General features: G+C 70.9%; 20 protein-coding genes. 7 read left to right on the top strand and 13 right to left on the bottom strand.

Annotated elements, in window-relative coordinates:
* Positions 1–51 precede the first annotated feature (51 nt).
* From ACIO3P_RS34190 to ACIO3P_RS34165, 6 genes are all read right to left on the bottom strand, one after another.
* A complete protein-coding gene (locus ACIO3P_RS34190) occupies positions 52–975 on the bottom strand; it encodes an ABC transporter permease (RefSeq protein ID WP_401851062.1) in 924 nt (307 codons plus the stop codon).
* The gene (locus ACIO3P_RS34185; protein ID WP_329829537.1) at positions 935–1,834 is read right to left on the bottom strand and encodes an ATP-binding cassette domain-containing protein; all 900 of its coding nucleotides are present in this window, start codon (positions 1,832–1,834) and stop codon (positions 935–937) included. Before ACIO3P_RS34185 ends, ACIO3P_RS34190 begins: the two co-directional genes overlap by 41 nt.
* Positions 1,831–2,310 carry a MarR family transcriptional regulator gene (locus tag ACIO3P_RS34180; RefSeq protein WP_329829536.1) on the bottom strand — a complete coding sequence of 160 codons (480 nt, stop codon included), beginning with the start codon at positions 2,308–2,310 and terminating at the stop codon, positions 1,831–1,833. Before ACIO3P_RS34180 ends, ACIO3P_RS34185 begins: the two co-directional genes overlap by 4 nt.
* A gap of 79 nt (positions 2,311–2,389) precedes the next feature.
* Positions 2,390–4,090 carry a methylmalonyl-CoA mutase gene (locus ACIO3P_RS34175; RefSeq protein WP_401791237.1) on the bottom strand — a complete coding sequence of 567 codons (1,701 nt, stop codon included), beginning with the start codon at positions 4,088–4,090 and terminating at the stop codon, positions 2,390–2,392.
* A gap of 144 nt (positions 4,091–4,234) precedes the next feature.
* Positions 4,235–4,561, bottom strand: a complete 327-nt coding sequence (locus ACIO3P_RS34170) for a DUF3817 domain-containing protein (protein WP_329829534.1) — start codon at positions 4,559–4,561, stop codon at positions 4,235–4,237.
* Between the two features lie 94 nt (positions 4,562–4,655).
* Positions 4,656–5,162 (bottom strand): MarR family transcriptional regulator, encoded by a 507-nt coding sequence (locus tag ACIO3P_RS34165; protein ID WP_329829533.1) that lies wholly within the window; start codon positions 5,160–5,162, stop codon positions 4,656–4,658.
* Positions 5,163–5,360: 198 nt separating this feature from the next.
* On the opposite strand from ACIO3P_RS34165, the gene ACIO3P_RS34160 reads away from it, so the two are divergent.
* Both ACIO3P_RS34160 and ACIO3P_RS34155 read left to right on the top strand, forming a co-directional pair.
* Positions 5,361–6,443 carry a glycoside hydrolase family 6 protein gene (locus tag ACIO3P_RS34160; protein WP_401851065.1) on the top strand — a complete coding sequence of 361 codons (1,083 nt, stop codon included), beginning with the start codon at positions 5,361–5,363 and terminating at the stop codon, positions 6,441–6,443.
* Between the two features lie 242 nt (positions 6,444–6,685).
* Positions 6,686–9,430, top strand: coding sequence for a hypothetical protein (locus tag ACIO3P_RS34155; protein ID WP_401851068.1), 2,745 nt, complete (start codon positions 6,686–6,688; stop codon positions 9,428–9,430).
* Between the two features lie 114 nt (positions 9,431–9,544).
* Here the strand turns inward: ACIO3P_RS34155 and ACIO3P_RS34150 are convergent, their stop codons facing one another.
* From ACIO3P_RS34150 to ACIO3P_RS34135, 4 genes are all read right to left on the bottom strand, one after another.
* Entirely contained in the window at positions 9,545–11,524 is a 1,980-nt protein-coding gene (locus ACIO3P_RS34150; protein WP_401851070.1) for a galactose oxidase-like domain-containing protein, read from the bottom strand.
* Positions 11,525–11,527: 3 nt separating this feature from the next.
* The gene (locus ACIO3P_RS34145; protein WP_401851739.1) at positions 11,528–13,333 is read right to left on the bottom strand and encodes a glycosyltransferase family 2 protein; all 1,806 of its coding nucleotides are present in this window, start codon (positions 13,331–13,333) and stop codon (positions 11,528–11,530) included.
* A gap of 295 nt (positions 13,334–13,628) precedes the next feature.
* Positions 13,629–13,940: an MTH1187 family thiamine-binding protein gene (locus ACIO3P_RS34140; RefSeq protein WP_329829526.1), complete on the bottom strand. Its 312-nt coding sequence runs from the start codon at positions 13,938–13,940 to the stop codon at positions 13,629–13,631.
* Positions 13,937–14,281, bottom strand: a complete 345-nt coding sequence (locus ACIO3P_RS34135) for a DUF3817 domain-containing protein (RefSeq protein WP_329829525.1) — start codon at positions 14,279–14,281, stop codon at positions 13,937–13,939. The genes ACIO3P_RS34140 and ACIO3P_RS34135 overlap by 4 nt, the downstream gene beginning before the upstream one ends.
* Positions 14,282–14,505: 224 nt before the next feature.
* Between ACIO3P_RS34135 and ACIO3P_RS34130 the strand changes: the two genes are divergently transcribed.
* From ACIO3P_RS34130 to ACIO3P_RS34115, 4 genes are all read left to right on the top strand, one after another.
* A complete protein-coding gene (locus ACIO3P_RS34130) occupies positions 14,506–15,144 on the top strand; it encodes an AIM24 family protein (RefSeq protein WP_401851073.1) in 639 nt (212 codons plus the stop codon).
* Positions 15,144–15,794 (top strand): AIM24 family protein, encoded by a 651-nt coding sequence (locus tag ACIO3P_RS34125; protein WP_329829523.1) that lies wholly within the window; start codon positions 15,144–15,146, stop codon positions 15,792–15,794. Before ACIO3P_RS34130 ends, ACIO3P_RS34125 begins: the two co-directional genes overlap by 1 nt.
* Before the next feature lie 11 nt (positions 15,795–15,805).
* Entirely contained in the window at positions 15,806–16,573 is a 768-nt protein-coding gene (locus ACIO3P_RS34120; protein ID WP_401791251.1) for an AIM24 family protein, read from the top strand.
* A gap of 147 nt (positions 16,574–16,720) precedes the next feature.
* Positions 16,721–17,197 (top strand): MarR family transcriptional regulator, encoded by a 477-nt coding sequence (locus ACIO3P_RS34115; protein WP_329829521.1) that lies wholly within the window; start codon positions 16,721–16,723, stop codon positions 17,195–17,197.
* 90 nt (positions 17,198–17,287) lie between these two features.
* Here ACIO3P_RS34115 and ACIO3P_RS34110 read toward each other — a convergent pair whose 3' ends face one another.
* Positions 17,288–18,811, bottom strand: a complete 1,524-nt coding sequence (locus ACIO3P_RS34110) for a sensor histidine kinase (RefSeq protein ID WP_401851076.1) — start codon at positions 18,809–18,811, stop codon at positions 17,288–17,290.
* The gene (locus ACIO3P_RS34105; protein ID WP_329829519.1) at positions 18,808–19,470 is read right to left on the bottom strand and encodes a response regulator transcription factor; all 663 of its coding nucleotides are present in this window, start codon (positions 19,468–19,470) and stop codon (positions 18,808–18,810) included. The genes ACIO3P_RS34110 and ACIO3P_RS34105 overlap by 4 nt, the downstream gene beginning before the upstream one ends.
* A 116-nt stretch (positions 19,471–19,586) precedes the next feature.
* Here ACIO3P_RS34105 and ACIO3P_RS34100 point away from each other — a divergent pair, with 116 nt between their 5' ends.
* Positions 19,587–20,327: a PepSY domain-containing protein gene (locus ACIO3P_RS34100; protein WP_401851079.1), complete on the top strand. Its 741-nt coding sequence runs from the start codon at positions 19,587–19,589 to the stop codon at positions 20,325–20,327.
* Between the two features lie 99 nt (positions 20,328–20,426).
* Here the strand turns inward: ACIO3P_RS34100 and meaB are convergent, their stop codons facing one another.
* Complete coding sequence (gene meaB / locus ACIO3P_RS34095; protein WP_401851081.1) at positions 20,427–21,395, bottom strand: methylmalonyl Co-A mutase-associated GTPase MeaB; 969 nt, start codon at positions 21,393–21,395, stop codon at positions 20,427–20,429.
* Position 21,396 lies beyond the last annotated feature (1 nt).

Here is a 21,396-nt window from a genome sequence, read left to right as displayed (position 1 = left end):
GCGCGGTCCGGTTCTCCTCCCCGGGTGTCGTCCCGGGGGCATCTCAGGCCGTCACCTCGCCAGCCGGCCCAGCAGCGAGGAGGCCGCCGCGATCCCCAGCACGGCCGCCCCCAGCAGCACCCCGTAGTCCAGCGCGAGATGCGACGGCGTACCGAGCAGCAGCCCGCGCAACGCGTCCACCTGGTAGCTCAGCGGGTTGATCCGGCTGACCGTCTGGAGCCAGCCGGGCATGATCGCCACCGGGTAGAGGGCGTTCGAGGCGAAGAACAGCGGCATCGTGATGGCCTGGCCGATGCCCATCAGCCGGTCGCGGGTGAGCACGATGCCCGCGATCGTCATGGACAGGCAGGAGAAGAAGGCCGAGCCGAGGATCACCGCGACGGCCACACCGAGCAGCCGCAGCGGGTTCCAGGTCAGCCCCACCCCGAGGGCCGCCGCGATGACGATCACCACGACCGCCTGGATCAGCGCCTTCACCCCGGAAGCGAATGCCTTGCCGCTGATCAGCGCGGCTCTCGGGGTGGGTGTGACCAGCAGTTTGGTCAGGATGCCCGCATCACGTTCCCAGATGATCATGATGCCGTAGAAGATCGCGATGAACATCGCGGACTGGGCGATGATGCCGGGCGCCAGATAGTCGATGTACGGGATGCCACCGGTCGGGATGGCCTTGATACGGGTGAACGTCTCGCCGAAGATCAGCAGCCAGAGGGCGGGCTGCACGGCCCGGGTGTACAGCTCGGTGCGGTCGTGGCGCAGCTTCTGGAGCTCCACGACGCACATCGCGAGGACCCGGGCGGGCAGCACACGCCAGCCGGTGCGGGCGCGCGGCGGGGACAGCAGCAGGGCGAACCGCCCGGGGTCGGGGCCCGGCCCCGTACCCCCGCCCCCGACCGTCTCGGCCGACGCCTCGGCCGACGCCTCGGCCGACGTCTCAGCCGACCCGGGACGCGGTGCGGCGGGTGGACCTGACATCACGGAAGTCGCCTCCCTCTTCGTCCAGACCGCTGCCGGCGACGTCCCTGAAGACGTCCTCCAGCGTCGGTACGGGGTCCCCCGGACCGGCGAGGGCCCCGGCGACCCGGCGGTCGCGCAGCTCGGCCCGCAGCTCGTCGGGCGTGCCGAGGGCGTGGACGCGCCCGCGGTGCATCAGCGCGACGCGGTCGCAGTACTGGTCGGCCTCGTCCATGTAGTGCGTGGTGACGAGGACCGTCATGCCCGTGGCGTTGCGTACGGCGTTGATGTGCTCCCACACGCTGGTGCGGGCGATCGGGTCGAGGCCGATCGTCGGCTCGTCCAGCATGAGCAGCCGGGGCGCGCTGACCAGGGCCTGCGCGAGTTCGAGGCGGCGGATCATGCCGCCGGAGTACGTCTTGGTCATCCGGTCGGCGGAGCCGGTCAGATCGACGGCCGCCAGCGCCTGCGCGACGCGCTCGGACCGCTCGCGGCGCGGTACGTCGAAGACGCGGGCGAACAGCGTCACGTTCTCGCGGCCCGTCAGCGCGGCGTCCGCGGAGAGTTGCTGCGGTACGTACCCCAGCAGTCTGCGGACGGCCATCTTCTCCTTCGCCGCGTCGTGCCCGAAGACCCGGACCATGCCCGCCGGAACGGGCAGGAGGGTGGTGATGCAGCGGATCGCGGTGGTCTTGCCCGCGCCGTTCGGCCCGAGCAGTCCGAAGACCTCGCCCGCGTCGACGGAGAGGTCGAGGGCGGCGACGGCCTTGGTCTCGCCGAAGGAGTAGGTGAGCCCGGAGCACCGCACGGCGGGCACGGCGTCGGGTCCCCCGGTGGGATCTGGGGCGGATCGGGGGGCGGATTCGGGGGTGCGGGTCATACGCCCTCCCCTTCCTCGTGTTCTTCTTCGTGTTCCTCGTCGTGGAGGTGGTGCGCGAGTCTGCGCAGCGCCGGCAGGGCCGCCGCCAGGGCCTCGCGGTCCTCGTCCGTCAGCCGCGCCACCTGCTCGCGTACGAGAGCGGACCGGCGCGCCCGCCAGTCACTCAGCCGGGCCTCACCGGCCGGGGTGGGCGACAGCAGCGTGGAGCGCCGGTCGGCCGGATCGGTCTCCCGGCGCAGACAGCCGGCCAGGACGAGCTGGTTGACCAGGGTGGAGACGGAGTTGCCGGCGAGCCACAGCTCCTCGGCGGCGTCCGACACCCGGATCCCGGGGCGCGCCGCGACCAGCCGCAACAGCTCGACCTGGGTTCCGCGCAGCGGCGCGGCGGTCATACCGCCGCGCAGCCGTCGCCGGATCGTGCGCTGCACGCCTGCCAGCGCGTCCGCGAGCGAGTCCGGGAACTCCTCGGTGGACATACCACCCATTTTACCTCTCACTCCGAGGTAATTCACTCGGACGAGTGACCGCGGAAAGGTCGCTCCAAGGAGCCGAGGTCTAGAACCCGGGCGGTTCCGTGTACGTCCCCCACTCGTCCCGCAGCGCGTCGCAGATCTCGCCGAGCGTCGCCTCCGCCCGTACCGCCTCCAGCATCGGGGCGATCATGTTCGAGCCGTCGCGGGCCGCCGCCAGCATGGCTTCCAGCGCCGTACGCACCCGGGCGTCGTCGCGCGCGGCCCGGCGCTCCGCCAGGACCTGGACCTGGTCCCGCTCGACCTCGTGGCTGACCCGCAGGATCTCCAGGTCGCCGGTGACCGAGCCGTGGTGGACGTTGACGCCCACGACCCGCTTGTCGCCCTTCTCCAGCGCCCGCTGGTACTGGAACGCGGACTCGGCGATCTCGCCGGTGAACCAGCCGTCCTCTATGCCGCGCAGGATGCCCGAGGTGACGGGCCCGATCGGATGGCGCCCGTCCGGATGGGCGCGCAGACCGCGCTCCTTGATCTGCTCGAAGATCTTCTCGGCGTCGGCCTCCATCCGGTCGGTGAGCTGCTCGACGTACCAGGAGCCGCCGAGCGGATCCGCCACGTTGACGACACCGGTCTCCTCCATCAGCACCTGCTGCGTGCGCAGCGCGATCTCGGCGGCCTGCTCGCTCGGCAGGGCGAGGGTCTCGTCGAGCGCGTTGGTGTGCAGGGAGTTCGTCCCGCCGAGGACGGCCGCCAGCGCCTGGGCCGCCGTCCGTACGACGTTGTTGTACGGCTGCTGCGCGGTCAGCGAGACACCGGCGGTCTGGGTGTGGAAGCGCAGCCACTGGGCCTTGTCGGTGCGCGCCCCGTACACCTCCTTCATCCAGCGCGCCCAGATCCGCCGGGCCGCGCGGAACTTGGCGATCTCCTCGAAGAAGTCGAGATGGGCGTCGAAGAAGAAGGAGAGTCCGGGCGCGAAGGTGTCCACGTCCATCCCCCGGCTGAGCCCCAGCTCCACGTAGCCGAAGCCGTCCGCGAGGGTGTACGCCAGCTCCTGCGCGGCCGTCGCGCCCGCCTCACGGATGTGGTAGCCGGAGACGGAGAGCGGCTTGTACGCGGGGATGGCGGCGGCGCAGTGCTCCATCAGGTCGCCGATCAGCCGCAGATGCGGCTCGGGCTGGAACAGCCACTCCTTCTGGGCGATGTACTCCTTGAAGATGTCGGTCTGGAGGGTGCCGTTGAGGACGCCCGGGTCGATGCCCTGGCGCTCCGCCGCCACCAGGTACATGCAGAAGACGGGGACGGCGGGGCCGCTGATCGTCATCGAGGTGGTGACGTCACCGAGCGGGATGTCCGCGAAGAGGATCTCCATGTCGGCGGCCGAGTCGATGGCGACCCCGCAGTGGCCGACCTCGCCGAGCGAGCGGGGGTCGTCCGAGTCGCGGCCCATGAGCGTGGGCATGTCGAAGGCGACGGAGAGCCCGCCGCCGCCCGCCGCCAGGATCATTTTGTAGCGCTCGTTGGTCTGCCGGGCGTTGCCGAAGCCGGCGAACTGCCGGATGGTCCAGGTCCGGCCCCGGTAGCCGGTCGGGTGCAGACCACGGGTGTACGGGTACTCCCCGGGCCAGCCGATCCGCTCGAAGCCCTCATAGGTGTCGCCGGGCCGGGGCCCGTAGACCGGCTCCACGGGGTCCCCGGAGAGCGTCGTGAAGTCCGCGTCACGCTTGCGGGCCTTGTCGTACCGGGCCTGCCAGCGCCGGCGGCCCTCCTCGATGGCGTCAGCGTTCATAGGACCAATTTACTAGGACGTCCAAGTAAATGTCGATGGCCGTAGTGGCGCGACCGGGTGGCCCCACTGGACGAAACGGCCGCCCGCAGAAGGATGCGGGCGGCGGATGAGGAAAGCCGTGAAGCCTTGAAAGCTTTGAGGGCCCTACGCCTGGGCGGTTTCCGGGGCGCGGTCCGTGAGCAGCGACTGGACCTCACGGGTGATCTTCGGCTCGACGAAGAACGACGCGACGGGGATACAGCCGGCGGCCAGCACCCACAGCAGCTTCCCGAAGGACCACTTCGCCTTGGAGCCCAGGTCGAAGGCGAAGACCACGTAGATGATGAAGAGCACACCGTGGATCTGCGAGATCACCATCGTGTTGCCGGTATCGAACCCGTACTTCAGGATGATCGCCACGGTGAAGACCAGCAGCCATACGGCGGTGACGTACGCCATCACCCGGTAGCGGGACAGCACATTCGACTTCATGCGCTGAGCCTAACCGGGCACAAGGGGCGATCTTCGCCCGCCCCTCCCCCGGGCCTCCCTCGGGCCTCCGGGCCTCCGGGCCTCCGGGGCGGGCTCAGCCCTCGAAGTCCTGGGCGGCCACCCGCAGCGGGCGCAGCATCGCGAAGATCTCGCCGCACTCCTCCGCGTCGTAGACCCCGAGCCCGAAGTCCATCTCCATCAGGTCACGGGTGGCGGCCTCCACCACCTCGCGCCCTTTGTCGGTGATGGAGGCGAGCGTGCCGCGCCCGTCGTTGGGGTTGGGCCGTTTGTCGACCAGTCCGGAGGTCACCAGCCGGTCCACCGTGTTGGTGACGGAGGTCGGATGGACCATCAGCCGCTCGCCGATCTTGGACATCGGCAGCTCGCCGGCCTTGGAGAAGGTGAGCAGCACCAGCGCCTCGTACCGGGCGAAGGTGAGACCGTACGGCTTGACGACGGCGTCCACCCCGGCGAGCAGGATCTGGTGCGCGCGCATGATCGACGTGATGGCCCCCATGGAGGGGACGGGCCCCCAGCGCTGCTGCCAGAGTTCGTCGGCGCGGGCGATGGGGTCGAAGGGCAGGCTGAGCGGCTTGGACACGCCACCGACCTTACCCACTGGTCACTTGCGGGTCAGCCTCGTCTCGCACTTCGGTCGCACGGTCCGCCCCCGGCTCCCGGTATCGCGCTGTCGGTGTCGCAGAGCACTACCGGCTGAACGTTATGTAACGATATGCCGGTCTTGCCATTCCCATCGTCGCCCAGTCCGTCGCGCCCAGTCGACTTCCGAGGGGGCTGGATGTCCGGCCGCAGACCACACCCGTCATCGCCGTCACCGTCGCCGTCGCACCGTAGGCGCGCCACACCGACGGCCGTCGCCGCGGTCCTGCTCGCGCTCGCCGCGGCGGTGAGCTGCGCCCCGTCCGGGTCCGGGGGCGACGCGCCCGCCGCGCCCCGCGCGCGGACGACCCCGGCGGTCCAGGGCGAGGCGGCCCCGTCGGCGGCGTCGCCGTTCTGGATCGACCCGGACAGTGACGCGGTCCAGCAGGTCAAGGAGTGGGAGAAGCAGGGGCGTTCGGACGACGCGAAGCTCCTCAAGCGGATCGCGGACCGCGCGGTCGCCGTCTGGCCGGCCGGCGACAATCCCGAGCCGCAGATCCGCCGGGCGGTGCGGGGCGCGACCGCCGACAAGCGGACCGCGGTCTTCGTCGCGTACAACATCCCGCACCGTGACTGCGGGCTCTACTCGGCGGGCGGCGCCCCCGACGGGCAGTCCTACCGCGACTGGATCGACACCTTCGCGAACGCGATCGGCGACGCCAAGGCCGTCGTCGTCCTGGAGCCCGACGCGGTCCCGCACCTCACGGACGGCTGCACCCCCGCCGAGCACCACACCGAGCGGTACGAGCTCCTCTCCCACGCGGTCGGCCGTCTGAAGCGGCAGCCGCACACCCGTGTGTACGTGGACGCCGGCAACCCGGACTGGATCTCCGACCCGGCCAAGATCGCGGGCCCGCTCCAGCGGGCGGGTGTCGGCGCGGCGGACGGCTTCTCGCTCAACGTGTCCAACTTCCAGACGAACGACACGGTCAAGACGTACGGCACCCAGCTCGCCGGCCTGCTCGGCGAGACCCACTTCACGGTGGACACCAGCAGAAACGGCGGAGGCCCGCTCCCCGGCAACCGCGACCAGGCATGGTGCAACCCCCCGGGCCGCGCCCTGGGCACCCCGCCGACCACGAACACCGGCAACGAACTGGTCGACGCGTTCCTCTGGATCAAACGCCCCGGCGAATCGGACGGCCCCTGCCGCGGCGGCCCGGCGGCGGGCACCTGGTGGCCGGAGTACGCACTGGGCCTGGCGCGCCGGGCGAAGGGCTGATCCGGCGCGCGGACAGGGAGCGCGCGCCCCGACTTGACGCCCCGACCTCAGCGACGGAATCCCGCCACTCGCTCTGCGGCCCGGGAGCCGCCCGGGGTGGCGTCAGGACCACCCCTACGGGTGGAGGTTGTGTGCAGTGCGTCCTCTTCCGCGTTCCGTGAGCGGTAACGTGTCGAATTCCTCTGCTGGGGCATCGTTACACCAGTCGAGCGTCATTCGAACACGGTTTCAACGGGGAGATCATGACACCCGTATTCGAGAACGCCAACAAGGTCTTCGAGCTGCTGGCCACCCTTGTACGCAGGCCGAGAAAAGGTGAGTTACCCGCGGAACTCGCGGACCGTAACGGAATTCCCGTGGTCTGTCTGGTCGGTGACGACCTGGCGGAGCTGACCGACGGAATCAAGGCTTCACTCGGTGAGGCCACGCCGCACCGGATCCCGCACGAGTTCATCTCCATGTCCGCGATTCGGGACGAAGTCGCTCAGGAATCGGACCCTTTGCCTGCCGAATGGCAGCCGGTCGAGGTGTACCGGCGGGCGCTGGTGGCGCTCGCGCAGGAGTTCTCCTCGTTACGGAACGGGCGCGACGAGCGGGTACGGTTCCGGCGGTTCGGGCTGGTCAACTGGTTGCTGGAGTCGGATTACCCGGCCCGGGAGCCGGATCCCCAGCAGGACCGGGAGCTGCTGCGCAGGCTGCGTGAGCGGGAGTTCCAGCGCCGGCGGCTGTTCGGTGTGCTGCGGAGTCCGGACACCGAGGTGTCGATGCAGGGAAGCGTTCCCTGGTGGGTCCTGGTCCTCGGACTTCATCTCTTTCCGCTCGCCTGGTTCCGGGCCTGGCGCGGAGTGGGGGCCGAGTACCGATGGCTCGTGCGGCAGCCGTACATGGCGCCGCGCGACCCGGGGACATTCGCCGGGTTCGCCATGCGGCTGACGCGGCCCCGGCGGGGGCGGGAAAACCCCGAGCAGGTCGGCAAGTTGATGATCAACGCCTTTCTGGAAGATCTCCGGGTGGCATACCGGCGCCGATTCCGGCGACGCAGGGCGGCGCGCCGTACCGCGTATTGCGTGGCGTTTCTGACGGACGTGAACGACGCCAACCACGGCACGGCACTGATCCGTTCGCTGGTGGACGTACGCAACGAGACCGGGGTCTTCGATCCGCTGGCCGTCCTCTGCACCGGAACGGGGCTCGGGGGCGAACTTCTCGGCCACGAACTGCGCGGGCAGGGGCCGCTGTCGGAGGATCTGTACGGGATCTGGCGGCACAACTTCGAGGCCGCCGGGCGGAGCCGTTCGGCCGGGGTCTGGTACCTGCCGGTCGACGTGCCCGCGCCGCTGGCCCCGGACGCGCCCACGTACCAGCAGCAGAAGAACCGGGTGGAACTGGTCAGACAGCTCACGGTGGACCCGCCGCCGGGGTGGGCGCGGCGCAGGGTGACGGCGCTGGCCGGGGTGGTCGCGGTCGCGGTGCTCGCGGGCGGGTTCGCCCGGGCCTTCGACCCCGGGCCCGCGCTGAAGTGGCGGGAGCTGCACTGCGGGCTGAGCCGCTCGGACCCCGACGCGGCGACGCTGGAGCGCCGGTCGACCGGGGAGTGCGTCGGGGTCGCGCCGAACGGCTACGCCTTCGGCTCCAAGGACCCGGCGCTCAAGGAGACCCTGAGCACGATCGCCCGCCAGAACCGCGAGGCCGACAAGATCCACCGGGCGTTCGGGGAGCGGCCGGTGGTGACGCTGGTCCATCTCTCCGCGCTGCTCAGCAGCTCCGGACAGCCGCCCAGCTCACTCACGTACGTACGAGAGGCCCTGCAAGGTGCGGCGAGCGCGCAGCGGCGTCAACTGGACAAGCGGGGGGCCACCGATCCGGTGCTGCGGATCTTTCCGGCGAGTGCCGGCTCCGGGATGCGGTTCGGCGCCGACGTGGCCCGCACGGTGGAGCGGATGATGCGGAGCGACCCGTCCATCGTCGGTGTCACCGGGCTCGACCAGAGCCGTACGGCCACCATCAGGACGATAGAGGAGCTGACCCGGATCGGCCTGCCGATGGTGGCGACGTCGCTGTCGGCGGACACCCTCGACGACCACTCGCCCATGTACTACCAGGTGTCGCCGCAGAACCGGCGCCAGGCGACGGTCGCCGCGGCGTACGCGGCGCACCTGGCCACGGAGAAGAGCATTCCCCAGCGCAGCGTACGGATCGTCTACTCGGCGGACCGGACCGACGAGTACAGCGAGAACCTGCGGGCCGACGCGGCGACGAGCTTCGACTCCACCGGCTTCACCGTCGAGCAGCAGGGGTACAAGCCGTCGCCCGCGTCGTCCACGCCCTCCGGATATCCGGGGCCGCGGACCGTGGGCGAGCAGTTGTGCGGGTACGACGGGCTGGTGTTCTTCACCGGGCGGCCGGAGGACTTCGAGACGCTGCTGGCGGGGGTGAACGCGGCGTGCGGTTCGAGCCCGCCGGTCCTGCTCGGGGGTGACGACGTGGCGCGGATGGCGGCGGACCCGGTCCGGCGGACGGCGTACCCCAAAGTGCCCTTCGATTTCCTGGACTTCACCCTGGGGTCCACGTCGTGCACGACCAGGAGCGATCTTTACAGCACCCTGCGGAAGCTGTTCCCCACGGAGTGCGAGCAGTTGGCGAACACGTCGCTGGACGGCCATGCCTCGCTGGCCTTCGACGCGGTCAACCTTTACCTCAAGGCGGTGGGGCAGCTCCAGGACGCGCCGTCGCGGCTGCCGCTCTCCTCGCTGACCGTGTGGCACTCGCTCAGCAGCATCCACGGGACGGCGGCGCTGGACGGGGAGAGCGGGCGGATCGACTTCGGCGGGGTGGTGGACCGTCAGATTCCGCTCGACAAGATCATATCGGTGCAGCGGGTCGACGGGGTGAAGCGTCCCGCGCAGGTCGGGTTCTGCGGGCGGTGGGGGACGCTGAGCCAGAGCGCGTGGTGTCCGCCGCCTGAGCAGCGCGGAGGGACCAGGTAGAGCTGGGGGCGCGTAGTGGGGAAGCTGCGGGACGCGCGTACGCGGGGCGCCGCAGAGGGGCGCGTACGCGGGGTTCCCGCTTCCCGCGTACGCGCGTCCCGCTGCCCGCGGTCGCTACTCGACCTGGATCCACTTCGCCTCGGAGGGGATGCCCGCCGCGTCCGTGACGAAGAGCATGTACCAGCCGGGCGGTACCAGGGCGCGGTCCTTCGGGACCTCCACCGTCAGTGAGCCCTTGCCCTTCTCCATCGTGAGGTCGACCGAGCGCTGCTCGACGTCCGTCGTGTGGGTGACCGCGCTCGGGCGCATCAGCCGCGCCTTGGCGATGGCCTCGGGGTGGTCCGTACGGAACGTGGCCCGGCCGTTCGCGCCGACCCGCTGCGGGCCCGCGCCCAGCTTCGGGCGCTTCTCCTGGGCCTTGTCGCCCTGGAGGTACGGCGGGGTGTAGATCTCCACGCGCTGCTCGAAGGTGCCGAGCTTGGTGTTGTCCGCGTCGTCGAAGAGCGGGTCGGAGCCGAAGGTCACCACGCGGCCGTCCGGCAGCAGCAGCGCCTCCGAGTGGTAGTTGCGGCCCACGGTCGGGTCGGCGGCGCGGCGGAAGGTGTTGGACTTCGGGTCGTAGAACTGCGCCTTCAGGATGTCGCTGGCGCTGCGGCCCCGGTAGTCCGAGGAACCGCCGGTGGTGAACACCGAGTCGTCCGGCAGCAGCACACTGCTCAGGTACCGGGTGCCCTGCGGCAGCTTCGGGCCCTCCTGGAAGGCCGGGTTGTCCGCCTTCAGGTCGACGACGGCCGTACGGGCGGTGGCCCTGGAGGACTCGCCGACCCCGCCGCCGCCCAGCAGCATCACCCGCTGGTCCTGTACGGGCGGCAGCATCAGGGAGGCGGAGGTCTCGGTCTGGTCGAGGTCGGTGAGCCCGCCGATCCCGGTGAACGTGTTGGTCTTCACGTCCCACAGCCCCGGCTCGCGGCCCTTGTCGGCGGGGCCGTACCCGGCGTTGGAGCCGGAGTAGAAGAGCTTGCCGCCCTTGGTGAGGAAGAGCGCGGGGTAGGTCGGGAAGTAGCGGGTGGGGCCCTTGGACCACTTCTTGGTCGCCGGGTCGTACAGCTCGTTGTCCCCGGTGAGTACGGCGCCCACGTCGTCCAGGCCGGAGACGGCGAGCACCTTCCCGTCCTCCAGGGTGACGAGCGTGGGGTACCAGCGGGCCTCCTTCATCGGGTCGACGGGGATGTACTTCTCGGCCCTGGGGTCGAACTCGTACGCGGCCTTGATGCCCTGGAAGTCCTGCTTCTCCGTGGTGATCTTCTGGGCGAGGCCGTAGAGGTTGTCGGCGTCCTTGCCCTTGAGGCCGAGGATCTCGTACTGCGCCGCCTGCGTCGTCAGCGCCTGTGGGCCCGTCTTCGCCGCCTCCACGAAGACGCGCGCCTCGCCGGCCGTGACCTTGGTCTTCCAGGGCAGCATCCGGCCGCTGGACGCGTACGCGACCTTGAACTCGCGCTTCGCCTTGGGGACGGTGACATCGAACTTGCTAAGGTACTCGACGCCGGACGGGGAGCGGAAGCGCGTCCCCTTCTTGAAGGTGTGCGCCTTGTCGGGGTTCTCGTTCTTGACCCGCATCCCGCCGCCCGCGCGGTCGATCTTGCCGTCGAGCACCTCGTAGCGCGCCGTGCCGCCCGCGACCAGCAGCCGGCCGTCGGGGAGCTGGGAGTGGCCCGAGCAGAAGAAGTCCTCGGGGGTGGGGATCTTCTTGAAGGAGTTGTCGGCCGGGTTCCACAGGATGGTGTCGAAGGAGCCCTTGTCGAACTTCTTCTGGTTGTTGCCGGAGCCCGCGATGATCAGCACCTTGCCGCTGTGCAGCAGGGCCGCGTGGATCGCGTTCGTACGGTACTCCTCGGGCACGGCGAGGGTGCTCCAGGAGCCGAACTGCCGCTTGTAGCCGGGCTGGGCGATCTTGTACGCGTGGTACTTCTCCTGGGCGAAGGAGACGGCGGCGGGGGCGTTGAGGCCCACGAGCACCACCACCGCTCCCCCGCCCATCAGCGTCTTCCTGAGCTTGTTCGACGGCCGGCGTCGGGGCCGGTACGGCTCGGGCATCGGTCAGTTCCCTCCGGTCGTCGTCGACACGGGCGTCGCGCGGTCCGCCCGCTGTTCGTCCGGTGCCATGGGCTGGGGCGGTGCCGCCGGCTTGGGCGGGAAGGCCGGCTTCGGCGGGATCGCGGGCCGCGGCTCGGGGGAGGCGGGGGCGAGTGCCGGGGTGGGGGCGAGGGCCGCCCTCCGCTCGGCGCGCTCCTGGCGGAGCGTCCAGCCCCAGACCGCGACCGGGGCCAGCGCGATCGCCAGGGCCAGGACGGCCCAAGTGCGCATCGCCACATGGGAGTGGCCGAGGAACACGGACGCCATGAGCGAGCTGATCAGTACGGCGGCCCAGTAGAGGTGCACCCGGAACGTCAGCAGCCGGTCGGGGCTGGCCTCCCCGCCCTTGGGGGTGACGACGAAGCGGCCACGGGTACGCAGCACCGCCGAACCCAGGGACTTGAGGTAGATCGGCGCGGAGAGCGCGGACATCGCCATCCCCGCGAGTCCGCCGGAGCCCTCGGGCTCGTGCGGCGAGACGTTGTGGCGCCGGTTCCAGAGGTAGAGCCCTATCTGGAGGGCGGCGGCGTCGCTGTAGAGCATCAGCAGGACCGAGGACGAGACCTGGGTGCCGGAGGCGCCGAGCCACAGGAACAGGACGCAGCTCAGGATGCCCAGGAACCAGTTGACCGCGGTCATCGGGTAGTAGACGAGCATCATCGTGTAGCTGAGGAGCCGCCCGGGCGGCACCCGGAAGGGCGCCTTCCAGTACTGCTTGAGGAGGGTCTCGTACGTGCCCCTGGACCAGCGGAGCTGCTGGGTGAAGAAATCCGTCCAGGAGGCGGGCCCCTCGCCGACGGCCAGCACGTCGGGGGTGTACACGGAGCGCCAGAACCGGCCGGTGAGCGGGTTCCTGCGGCGGTGCAGCTCGAAGCCGGTGGCCATGTCCTCGGTGATCGAGTCGTACAACCCGCCGACCTGCTTGAGCGCGGTGATCCGTACGACGTTGTTGGTGCCGACGAACATGGGCGCGCGGTAGCGGTTGCCGGCCCGCTGGATCAGCGCGTGGAAGAGGAATTGCTGGGACTCGGCGGCCTTGGTGACCGGTGAGGTGTAGTTGCCGTACACCTGGGGGCCGACGACGAAGGCGACGTCCGGGTCGCGGAAGTAACCGAGCATCCGCTCCAGGAAGTTGGGGAGCGGTATGTGGTCGGTGTCGACGGAGGCGAAGAAGTCGTAGTCGTCGCCGTGCATCGCGACCCAGGCGTTGTAGTTGCCGTGCTTCGTCCTGGCCTTGTGGACACCGCGCTGACGGTTCCACTCGGGCACCCCGCGGCGGGTGAAGTGGCGCACGCCCAGCTCGGCGCAGAGCGCGCGGGCGGCGGGGCTGTCGCCCTCGTCGAGCAGCCAGATGTCGAGCGGGCCGCTGTGGCGCAGTCGTACGGCGCCTTCGAGCGTGTCCCGCACCATGGCGAGGGGTTCCTTGCCGGGGACGTACGTGGTGAGGAACGCGACCCGGGTGCCCGTCTCGGCGCGTACCGGTACGGGGTCCTGGGCGACCATCGTGGCGTGGGCCACGGAGACCACGTTGACCAGCATGAAGAGGGCTATGAGCCCGATCGAGCCGAGCATCACGTGGTCGAAGACGATGAGCCAGCGGTCGCCGCCCTCGCGCTCGGTGCGGTGGCTGGGCCAGACCAGGTAGACGAGCAGGGCCCCGGAGAGGAGCGGCGCCAGGGCCATCAGCGCGACGGCACGTATTCGGCGGGGTTCCCGCGAGAGCAGACTCCGGTACTGCACCCGGTAGGCGGCCGTCCGGTCCGGCTCCATGAGGGGGCCGGCCAGGCAGCTATGGATGTCGTAGTCGTACTCGAAGCTCTCCGGGCGCACGGTGCCACCAGCTTTCTCACGAGGTCGATGTCCCCACAAAAAGGGACATTGACCGGCGTGTCGACTGGAGGGGTCCGTGCGGGGGGCTTTACCTTCGAGGGTTCGCCCGTACGGAGGCCCCGGACCGAGGCCCCGTACGGAGGCCCGGGACCGAGGCCCGTACGGAGGCGGCCCCGGACATCGAAGCGGGGACCCGCGTGAAGAGCGCGCGGGTCCCCGGAAGCTCGCGTCCGGTTCAGGCGGAAGCGGGGCGTTCCGCGGAGAGGTGACGTTCCACCGTCTCGACCTTCGAGGTCAGGCCGTCGGTGACGCCGGGCCTGATGTCGGCCTTGAGGACGAGCGAGACGCGCCCCGCACGGGCCTCCACGGCGGCGACGGCGCGCTTGACCACGTCCATCACCTCGTCCCACTCCCCCTCGATCGAGGTGAACATGGCGTCCGTACGGTTCGGCAGTCCGGAGTCGCGGACGACGCGGACGGCGTCGGCGACGTACTCGCCGACATCCTCCCCGACGCCGAGGGGCGACACGGAGAAGGCGACGATCACGCGCTCACCGTGCCTTCGCGGCGGGCGCGGGAGGCGATGACCTCGTCGTCGGCGGCGCGCTTGAGCTTGCGCTCGGCGAAGAAGCCGCCGGCGGGCAGGACGGAGAGCACGAAGTAGAGGGCGGCCGTGCCGAAGGACCACTTGGTGCGGTTCCAGGCGTCCAGCCAGAAGAGCACGTACAGGACGAAGAGCAGACCGTGGACGGCGCCCATCACGGGGACCGCGTTGAACTCCGTCGTCCGCTTGAGGACCGAGCAGACGAGGAGCAGGAGGAAGGACACGGCCTCCGGGGCGGAGACCAGGCGGAGGCGGTGGAGGGAGGAGGCGGTCTTGATGTCCACGGGGCAGGCACCTTCGTCATCGGGGGCAGCGTGAGGGCAGGTCGACACGCGGCTTCACGCACGCGATCTTGTGAAAGCGCGCACAAGCGCTTCCTCATTGTGGCAGGACCATTTGACCCGACCGTTATCAGGGTCCGGGTCGGGGCCCGGCTCCGGGAAGAGTCGGGGCCGTGTCGGGGCCGTGACCCCTGTTCCGTGTCGGCGGCGCCGGATACCTTCGATCCGTGGCTCAGTTCCGACTGCAAGGCAGCAAGGTGCTCGCCGTCGACCTGACCGGCGACGCCGTCAAAGCGAAGAACGGCTCGATGGTCGCGTACGACGGGCGGATGACCTTCAAGAAGATGACCGGGGGCGGTGACGGACTGCGCGGGATGGTGACGCGCCGCCTCACCGGCGAGCAGATGACCGTGATGGAGGTGAAAGGCCAGGGCACGTGTTACTTCGCCGACCGGGCGAGCGAGATCAACCTCGTCTCGCTCCACGGCGAGAAGTTCTACGTCGAGTCGAGCAATCTGCTCTGCACGGACGCCGGGCTGCGTACGGGCACGGCCTTCACCGGGCTGCGGGGCGGCGCGACCGGAAATGGCTTGTTCACGACCACGGTCGAGGGCACGGGGCAGGCGGCGGTCATGTCGGACGGTGAGGCGGTGGTCCTCCGGGTGGCGCCGCAGTACCCGCTGTACGTCGACCCCGGCGCGTACATCGCGCATCAGGGCAACCTCCAGCAGAAGTTCCAGTCCGGGGTGAACTTCAGAACGTTCATGGGCGAGGGCTCGGGCGAGTCCTTCCAGATCCGCTTCGAGGGCGACGGTCTGGTCTATGTGCAGCCGAGCGAACGGAACACGATCGGGGGCGATGTCTGATGCCGTTCCGCGAGCTCAACTCACGGATGGTCGAGGCGACGGTGGCGCCCGGCCAGAAGCTGTTCAGCCAGCGCGGCGCGATGCTCGCGTACCGGGGCGAGGTCAGCTTCACGCCGAACATCCAGGGCGGCCAGGGCGGGCTGATGTCGATGATCGGCCGGCGGGTGGCCAACGAGGCGACGCCCCTGATGACGGTCGAGGGCAGCGGCACGGTGATGTTCGGCCACGGCGGCCACCACATCCAGGTGGTCAATCTGGCGGGCGACACCCTGTACGTGGAGGCGGACCGGCTGCTCGCCTTCGACGGCACCCTCCAGCAGGGCACGATGTTCATGGGCTCGCAGGGCGGTGTGATGGGCATGGTGCGCGGCCAGGTGACCGGCCAGGGGCTGTTCACGACCACGCTCAAGGGCCACGGCGCGGTCGCGGTGATGGCGCACGGCGGGGTGATCGAGGTGCCGATCACCCCGGGGCGGGACATCCATGTGGACCCGCAGGCGTATGTCGCCCACCACGGCGACGTACGGAACAAGCTCTCCACGGCGCTCGGCTGGCGCGACATGGTGGGGCGCGGCTCGGGTGAGGCGTTCCAGTTGGAGCTGAGCGGCAGCGGTGCGGTGTTCGTCCAGGCGTCGGAGGAGAAGCTGTGAGCGGAGGAGTCATGAGCGCGCCGGTGATCCACGATCCGGTGACGCTGCCGAGCGACGACAACGTCAACGCGTACACCTTCTGTGTGGAGTTGAAGGGGAGCCGGTGGTTCCTCCAGAAGGGCAAGATGATCGCCTACTACGGGCAGATCAACTTCGACGGGATCGGCCACGGCCGCTTCGAGGGGCTGGTGCGCAGCAGCTTCCACTCGCCGCTGCACGCGGCGGACTGGGTGGTCGCGGAGGGCAGCGGCAAGATGCTCCTCGCCGACCGCGCCTTCGACGTCAACTCCTTCGACCTGGAGGAGGGCAATCTGACGATCCGGTCGGGGAATCTGCTGGCGTACCAGCCCTCGCTGGCGCTGAAGCAGTCGATCGTGCCGGGTTTTCTGACCCTGATCGGGACGGGGAAGTTCGTCGCGGCGTCCAACGGGCCTGTGGTCTTCATGGAGCCGCCGCTGCGGGTGGACCCGCAGGCGCTGGTCGGCTGGGCGGACTGCCCCTCCCCCTGCCACCATTACGATCATGGCTATATGTCCGGTGTGCTCGGCGGTCTCCGGTCGCTGACGGGGATCGGGGGCGTCTCGGGCGAGGAGCACCAATTCGAGTTCGTCGGCGCCGGTACGGTGCTGCTGCAGTCGACGGAGACGCTGATGGCCGAGCAGCCGACGGGCGCGGCGGCCCCGGAGGCGGGGGTGCCGGGCGGCGGGGGCGGTCCGTCCTCCGGTCCGTCCTCCGGACAGGGAGGACTTGGCGATCTCCAGCGCCGCTTCGGGCTGTGAGCGGTAGTCTGCGGAGTGTGACGTCGAACGCGTGCGCCTTTCCCGTGGCGTGTCCGCTCTCCGTGGCACGTCCGCGTGCCGGGCGTCACACGTATCACCCCTCCCACATTTCGTCCAGAATTCAACTTCTTAGGTAGAATCGATTACATGGAGACCGAGACGGCCACCCGCTGGCTGAGCGATGCGGAGCAGTGCGCCTGGCGCACCCACCTGGATGTCAGCAAGCTGCTGACTCACCAGTTGGAGAAGGACCTCCAGCCGTTCGGGCTGACCATGAACGACTACGAGATCCTGGTCAATCTGTCGGAGTCGGCGGAGCGGCGCATGCGGATGAGTGATCTCGCCACCACGACGCTCCAGTCCAAGAGCCGGCTCTCGCACCAGATCACCCGCATGGAGACCGCGGGCCTGGTGCGCAGGGAGAACTGCGAGTCCGACCGGCGCGGGCTCTTCGCGGTCCTGACCGACCAGGGCATGGAGACGATGCAGCGGGTCGCCCCGCACCATGTCGAGTCCGTACGACGGCACTTCATCGATCTGCTCTCGCCCGAGGCGCTGGCGGAGCTGCGGGCGTCGCTGACCCCGGTCGCCGAGCAGCTCCGCGGACGGCGCGGCAAGGTCTGATCCCGGCGCGGCCCGCACGCCCCGCCCGCCGGGCCTTACGCGCCGGGCGCCCGCACGCCGGGCTTACCGCCGGGCCCCGCACCCAGGGCCCTACGCGCCCGCCTCGGCGTCGCCGGTCGCCGCGGGAAGCCGCAGTTCGAAGAGGGCGCCGCCGGACGGCGCCCCGCCGACCGTGAGCGTGCCGCCGTGGCGCTCCGCCACATCGCGCGCGATGGCCAGCCCGAGCCCGGCCCCGCCGTCGTCACGGCTGCGGGCGTCGTCGAGCCGGACGAACCGCTCGAAGATCCGCTCGCGCTCCGCCTCCGGCACCCCGGCCCCGTCGTCGGCGACCGCGAGCACCACCCAGGCGCCCACCCTGCGTACCGACGCCTCGACCGAACCGGCCGCGTGCCGCTGCGCGTTGTCGAGGAGGTTGCCGAGCACCCGGGCGAGCTGACCGCGCGAACCGTCCACGTCGAACCCCTCCCGGGCGCGCACCGCGACCGGGATACGGTCCGTGGCCCGCTGCGAGACCTCCTCGCGGACCAGCGCGCCCAGATCGGTCCTGGTACGCCCCGGCCGCTCCCCCGCGTCCAGCCGCGCCAGCAGCAGCAGGTCCCCGGCGAGCTGCTGGAGCCGTACGGTGTCCGCGACCGCGCCCGGCACGTCCAGCAGCCCCGGGTGGGCGTGGCCCACTTCGAGCTGGGTGCGCAACGAGGCGATGGGGCTGCGCAGTTCGTGCGAGGCGTCGGCGACGAAGCGGCGCTGCCGTTCGACGGCGGCCTCCAGCGCGGTCAGCGTCTCGTTGGTGGTCCTGGCCAGCCTGGCCACCTCGTCGTGCGTGGCGGGCTCCGGCACCCGCCGGGACAGGTCCTCGGAGGCGGTGATGGCCGCCATCTCGCTCCGGATGCCCTCCACCGGCCGGAGCGCGCGCCGCGTGACCAGCCAGGTCACTCCCCCGACGATCAGCAGCAGGACCGGCAGGCCCAGCAGCATCGCGGCGGCGGTGGTGTTGACCGCGCTCTGCCGGTCGGCGAGGCTCGCGCCCGCGTGGACGAGGACGGTCCTGCCGGTGCGGTCGGTGGCCTCGACGGTCGCGAAGCGGTACTGCTCCGCCCGGCCGTCGACCGTCGCGCTCCCGTCGCTGTACGCGGTGGTGTCGTCGATCTCCCCGACGGCGGGGTCGTCGTCCCCGTCGTTCCCGCCGTCGTCATCGCCGTCGTCGTCATCGTCGTCGCCGGAGACGCCCGTGCCGGAGACGCCCGTGCCGGAGCTGGCCGTGGGCCGCGGTGCCGCGCTCCCCGCCCTGTCGACCGTGGCGACACCGGAGCCGCTGATCCGCTCCAGCCCCTCGCTGAGGGCGAGCAGCCGCCCGCCCTCGTCGGTCACCTGCACCGGATGGTCCTCGGCGTCCGGCAGCTCCAGCTTCGCGTACGGGATCCGGTCGGGGGCCTGTGCGGCGATCTCCAGGGCCACCTCGCGCGCCGCCCGGTCCGCCGCGCGCTCCGCCTGTCCGGTGAGGTTCCCGCGCAGCGAGAGCAGGACCGCGATCCCGGCGGCCACCAGCGCCACCGCGACGACCGCCGTCGCGCCGAGCGACGCCTTGGCCCGTACGGACGAGAAGCGCCCCCTCACAGCGCGACCAGCCGGTAGCCGGCGCCGCGCACCGTCTGGATGGACGCGGCGCCGATCTTGCGGCGCAGCGCGCTGACGTACACCTCGATGATGTTGGGGTCGCCCTCGTAGGCGAAGTCCCAGACGTGCTCCAGGATCTCCGGCTTGCCGACGACCTGCCCGGCCCGTACCGCCAACTGTTCCAGTACGGCGAACTCCTTGGCCGTGAGCGCCACTTCCGTACCGTCGCGGAAGACGCGCCGGGCGGCGGTGTCGACGGTGAGCGCGCCGATGCGCAGTACGGGCGAGGCGCCGGCCGAACCGCGGCGGCGCAGCAGGGCCTTCACCCGGGCGACGAGGACGACGTACGAGAACGGCTTGGTCAGATAGTCGTCGGCGCCCGTGTCGAGCCCCTCCGCCTCGTCGTACTCGCCGTCCTTGGCGGTGAGCATCAGGATCGGTACGTCATGGCCGGCGGCGCGCAGGGCGGCGCAGACCCGGTAGCCGTTCATGCCGGGCAGCATGATGTCGAGGACGACCAGGTCGTACACTCCTTCACCGGCGCGGTGGAGCCCTTCGAGGCCGTCGTGGACGACATCGACGGCGAACCCCTCGGCGGTCAGGCCCTTGGCGAGCGACACCGCGAGCCGCTTCTCGTCCTCCACGATCAACAGGCGCATGCGTACAGCTTCGCAAACGGAACCTGAAGATCACTTCAGGTGACTTCAGCCTGGCTTCAGCTTCGGTACGGCAGATTGAAGGCGTTCGACACGGACCGACTCGGGAGGCCCTCCTCATGAAGCGCAACTTCGTCATCGCAGCGATCACCGCGGCGGCCCTGATCGGCGGCGGCACCTACACGGCCGCTGTCGCGCTGAGCAGCGACCACGGGCAGGACGGCACGGACGCGGCGCCGGTGGTGCCGGTCGTCACCGCGACGCCCACGGCCTCGGACGGCGCCTCGGACGACAACGGTGGCGACCGCGACGACCGGGACGGCAAGGACGACGACGCGGGCGACGACACCACCGTCGCGCCGGCCCCGCCCCGGACGACCGACCCGACGCCGAGCACGCCGAGCGCGCCCCGGGGCAACCTCTCGGCGGCCCAGGCCGTCGCTGCGGCGCTCGCGGCGCACCCGGGGGCGGTGTCGTCGATCGAGCGGGACGACGACAGTGCCGCCGACCGCTGGGAGATCGATCTGCTCGGCAAGGACAACCGCTGGGTGGAGCTGCGGGTCGACGCGGCGAGCGGCACGGTCCGGGTGGTCCCGGACGACGACGGTACGGACGACGACGCCGACGACCGCGCCGCCCTGCGCGCCGCCACGGTCGACGTCCGGCGGGCGATGTCCGCCGCCCTCGCCTCCGTACCCGGGACGGTGACCTCCGCCGAGCTGGACGACGACCGGGGCGGGCCCTGGGAGGTCGAGGTGCGCGGCAAGGACGGCCGTACGCACGAGCTGAACGTCCACGCGAAGACCGCCACGGTGACGGTGGACCGCGACGACGACAGCGACGACGGTGACGACGACTGACGGCGGCCGGCAGCGGCCGACAGCGGCCGACACGCTGACGCGCTGACACCCTGGCGACACGAGCCGGACGGGCCGGGAACGGCGGCCCGTCCGGCGGACTCAGACGGCGGACGGGCCGGTCGTGATCCCCGCGACCAGCTCGTCCGCCGCCGTGTACGGGTCCAGCTCCCCCGCCACGATGCGCTCGGCCAGCGCGTCCAGACGGCGGTCGCCGTGCAGGTTCCCGATGCGTTCGCGCAGGGTCGTGACGGCGATGGTCTCCACCTCGTGGGCCGCGCGGCGGGCCCGGCGCTCGGCGAGGACGCCGTGCTCCTCCATCCAGGCGCGGTGCTTCTCCAGCGCCTCCACCACCTCGTCGGTGCCCTCGCCCCGCGCGGCGACGGTCTTCACGATCGGCGGGCGCCAGTCGCCAGGGCCCCGGGACTCGCCGAGGCCGAGCATGTGGTTCAGCTCGCGGGCCGTGGCGTCGGCGCCGTCACGGTCCGCCTTGTTGACCACGTACACGTCACCGATCTCCAGGATGCCCGCCTTGGCCGCCTGGATGCCGTCGCCCATGCCGGGCGCCAGCAGCACCACCGAGGTGTCGGCCTGGGAGGCGATCTCGACCTCCGACTGGCCGACCCCGACGGTCTCCACGATGATCACGTCGCACCCCGCGGCGTCCAGCACCCGGATCGCCTGCGGGGCCGCCCAGGCCAGGCCGCCGAGATGGCCGCGGGTCGCCATCGAGCGGATGTAGACGCCCGGGTCGGAGGCGTGCTCGGACATCCGGACCCGGTCGCCGAGGAGCGCGCCGCCGGAGAACGGGGACGAGGGGTCGACCGCCAGTACGGCGACCCGCCGGCCCGCCCGGCGGTACGCGGAGACCAGCGCGGAGGTCGAGGTCGACTTGCCGACACCGGGCGATCCGGTCAGGCCGACGACGTACGCGTTGCCCGCGAGCGGGGCCAGCGCCGCCATCACCTCACGGAGCTGCGGGGACGCCCCCTCGACCAGGGAGATCAGCCGGGCCACGGCCCGCGGCCGGCCCTCGCGTGCCTGAGCGACCAGCTCGGGGACGTCCTGCATC

It is taken from the genome of Streptomyces sp. NPDC087310, assembly GCF_044744405.1.
Taxonomy (GTDB): domain Bacteria; phylum Actinomycetota; class Actinomycetes; order Streptomycetales; family Streptomycetaceae; genus Streptomyces.
This window is presented reverse-complemented; position numbering and strand designations above follow the sequence as displayed.

Excerpts from the sequence above, each read along its gene's own strand:
- ACIO3P_RS34155 (WP_401851068.1), top strand. The coding sequence starts at position 6,686 with ATGACACCCGTATTCGAGAACGCCAACAAGGTCTTCGAGCTGCTGGCC.
- ACIO3P_RS34175 (WP_401791237.1), bottom strand. The coding sequence starts at position 4,090 with ATGAACGCTGACGCCATCGAGGAGGGCCGCCGGCGCTGGCAGGCCCGG.
- ACIO3P_RS34180 (WP_329829536.1), bottom strand. The coding sequence starts at position 2,310 with ATGTCCACCGAGGAGTTCCCGGACTCGCTCGCGGACGCGCTGGCAGGC.
- ACIO3P_RS34145 (WP_401851739.1), bottom strand. The coding sequence starts at position 13,333 with ATGGAGCCGGACCGGACGGCCGCCTACCGGGTGCAGTACCGGAGTCTG.
- ACIO3P_RS34150 (WP_401851070.1), bottom strand. The coding sequence starts at position 11,524 with ATGCCCGAGCCGTACCGGCCCCGACGCCGGCCGTCGAACAAGCTCAGG.
- ACIO3P_RS34115 (WP_329829521.1), top strand. The coding sequence starts at position 16,721 with ATGGAGACCGAGACGGCCACCCGCTGGCTGAGCGATGCGGAGCAGTGC.
- ACIO3P_RS34160 (WP_401851065.1), top strand. The coding sequence starts at position 5,361 with ATGTCCGGCCGCAGACCACACCCGTCATCGCCGTCACCGTCGCCGTCG.
- ACIO3P_RS34190 (WP_401851062.1), bottom strand. The coding sequence starts at position 975 with ATGTCAGGTCCACCCGCCGCACCGCGTCCCGGGTCGGCTGAGACGTCG.
- ACIO3P_RS34170 (WP_329829534.1), bottom strand. The coding sequence starts at position 4,561 with ATGAAGTCGAATGTGCTGTCCCGCTACCGGGTGATGGCGTACGTCACC.
- ACIO3P_RS34185 (WP_329829537.1), bottom strand. The coding sequence starts at position 1,834 with ATGACCCGCACCCCCGAATCCGCCCCCCGATCCGCCCCAGATCCCACC.
- ACIO3P_RS34105 (WP_329829519.1), bottom strand. The coding sequence starts at position 19,470 with ATGCGCCTGTTGATCGTGGAGGACGAGAAGCGGCTCGCGGTGTCGCTC.
- meaB (WP_401851081.1), bottom strand. The coding sequence starts at position 21,395 with ATGCAGGACGTCCCCGAGCTGGTCGCTCAGGCACGCGAGGGCCGGCCG.
- ACIO3P_RS34120 (WP_401791251.1), top strand. The coding sequence starts at position 15,806 with ATGAGCGCGCCGGTGATCCACGATCCGGTGACGCTGCCGAGCGACGAC.
- ACIO3P_RS34125 (WP_329829523.1), top strand. The coding sequence starts at position 15,144 with ATGCCGTTCCGCGAGCTCAACTCACGGATGGTCGAGGCGACGGTGGCG.
- ACIO3P_RS34100 (WP_401851079.1), top strand. The coding sequence starts at position 19,587 with ATGAAGCGCAACTTCGTCATCGCAGCGATCACCGCGGCGGCCCTGATC.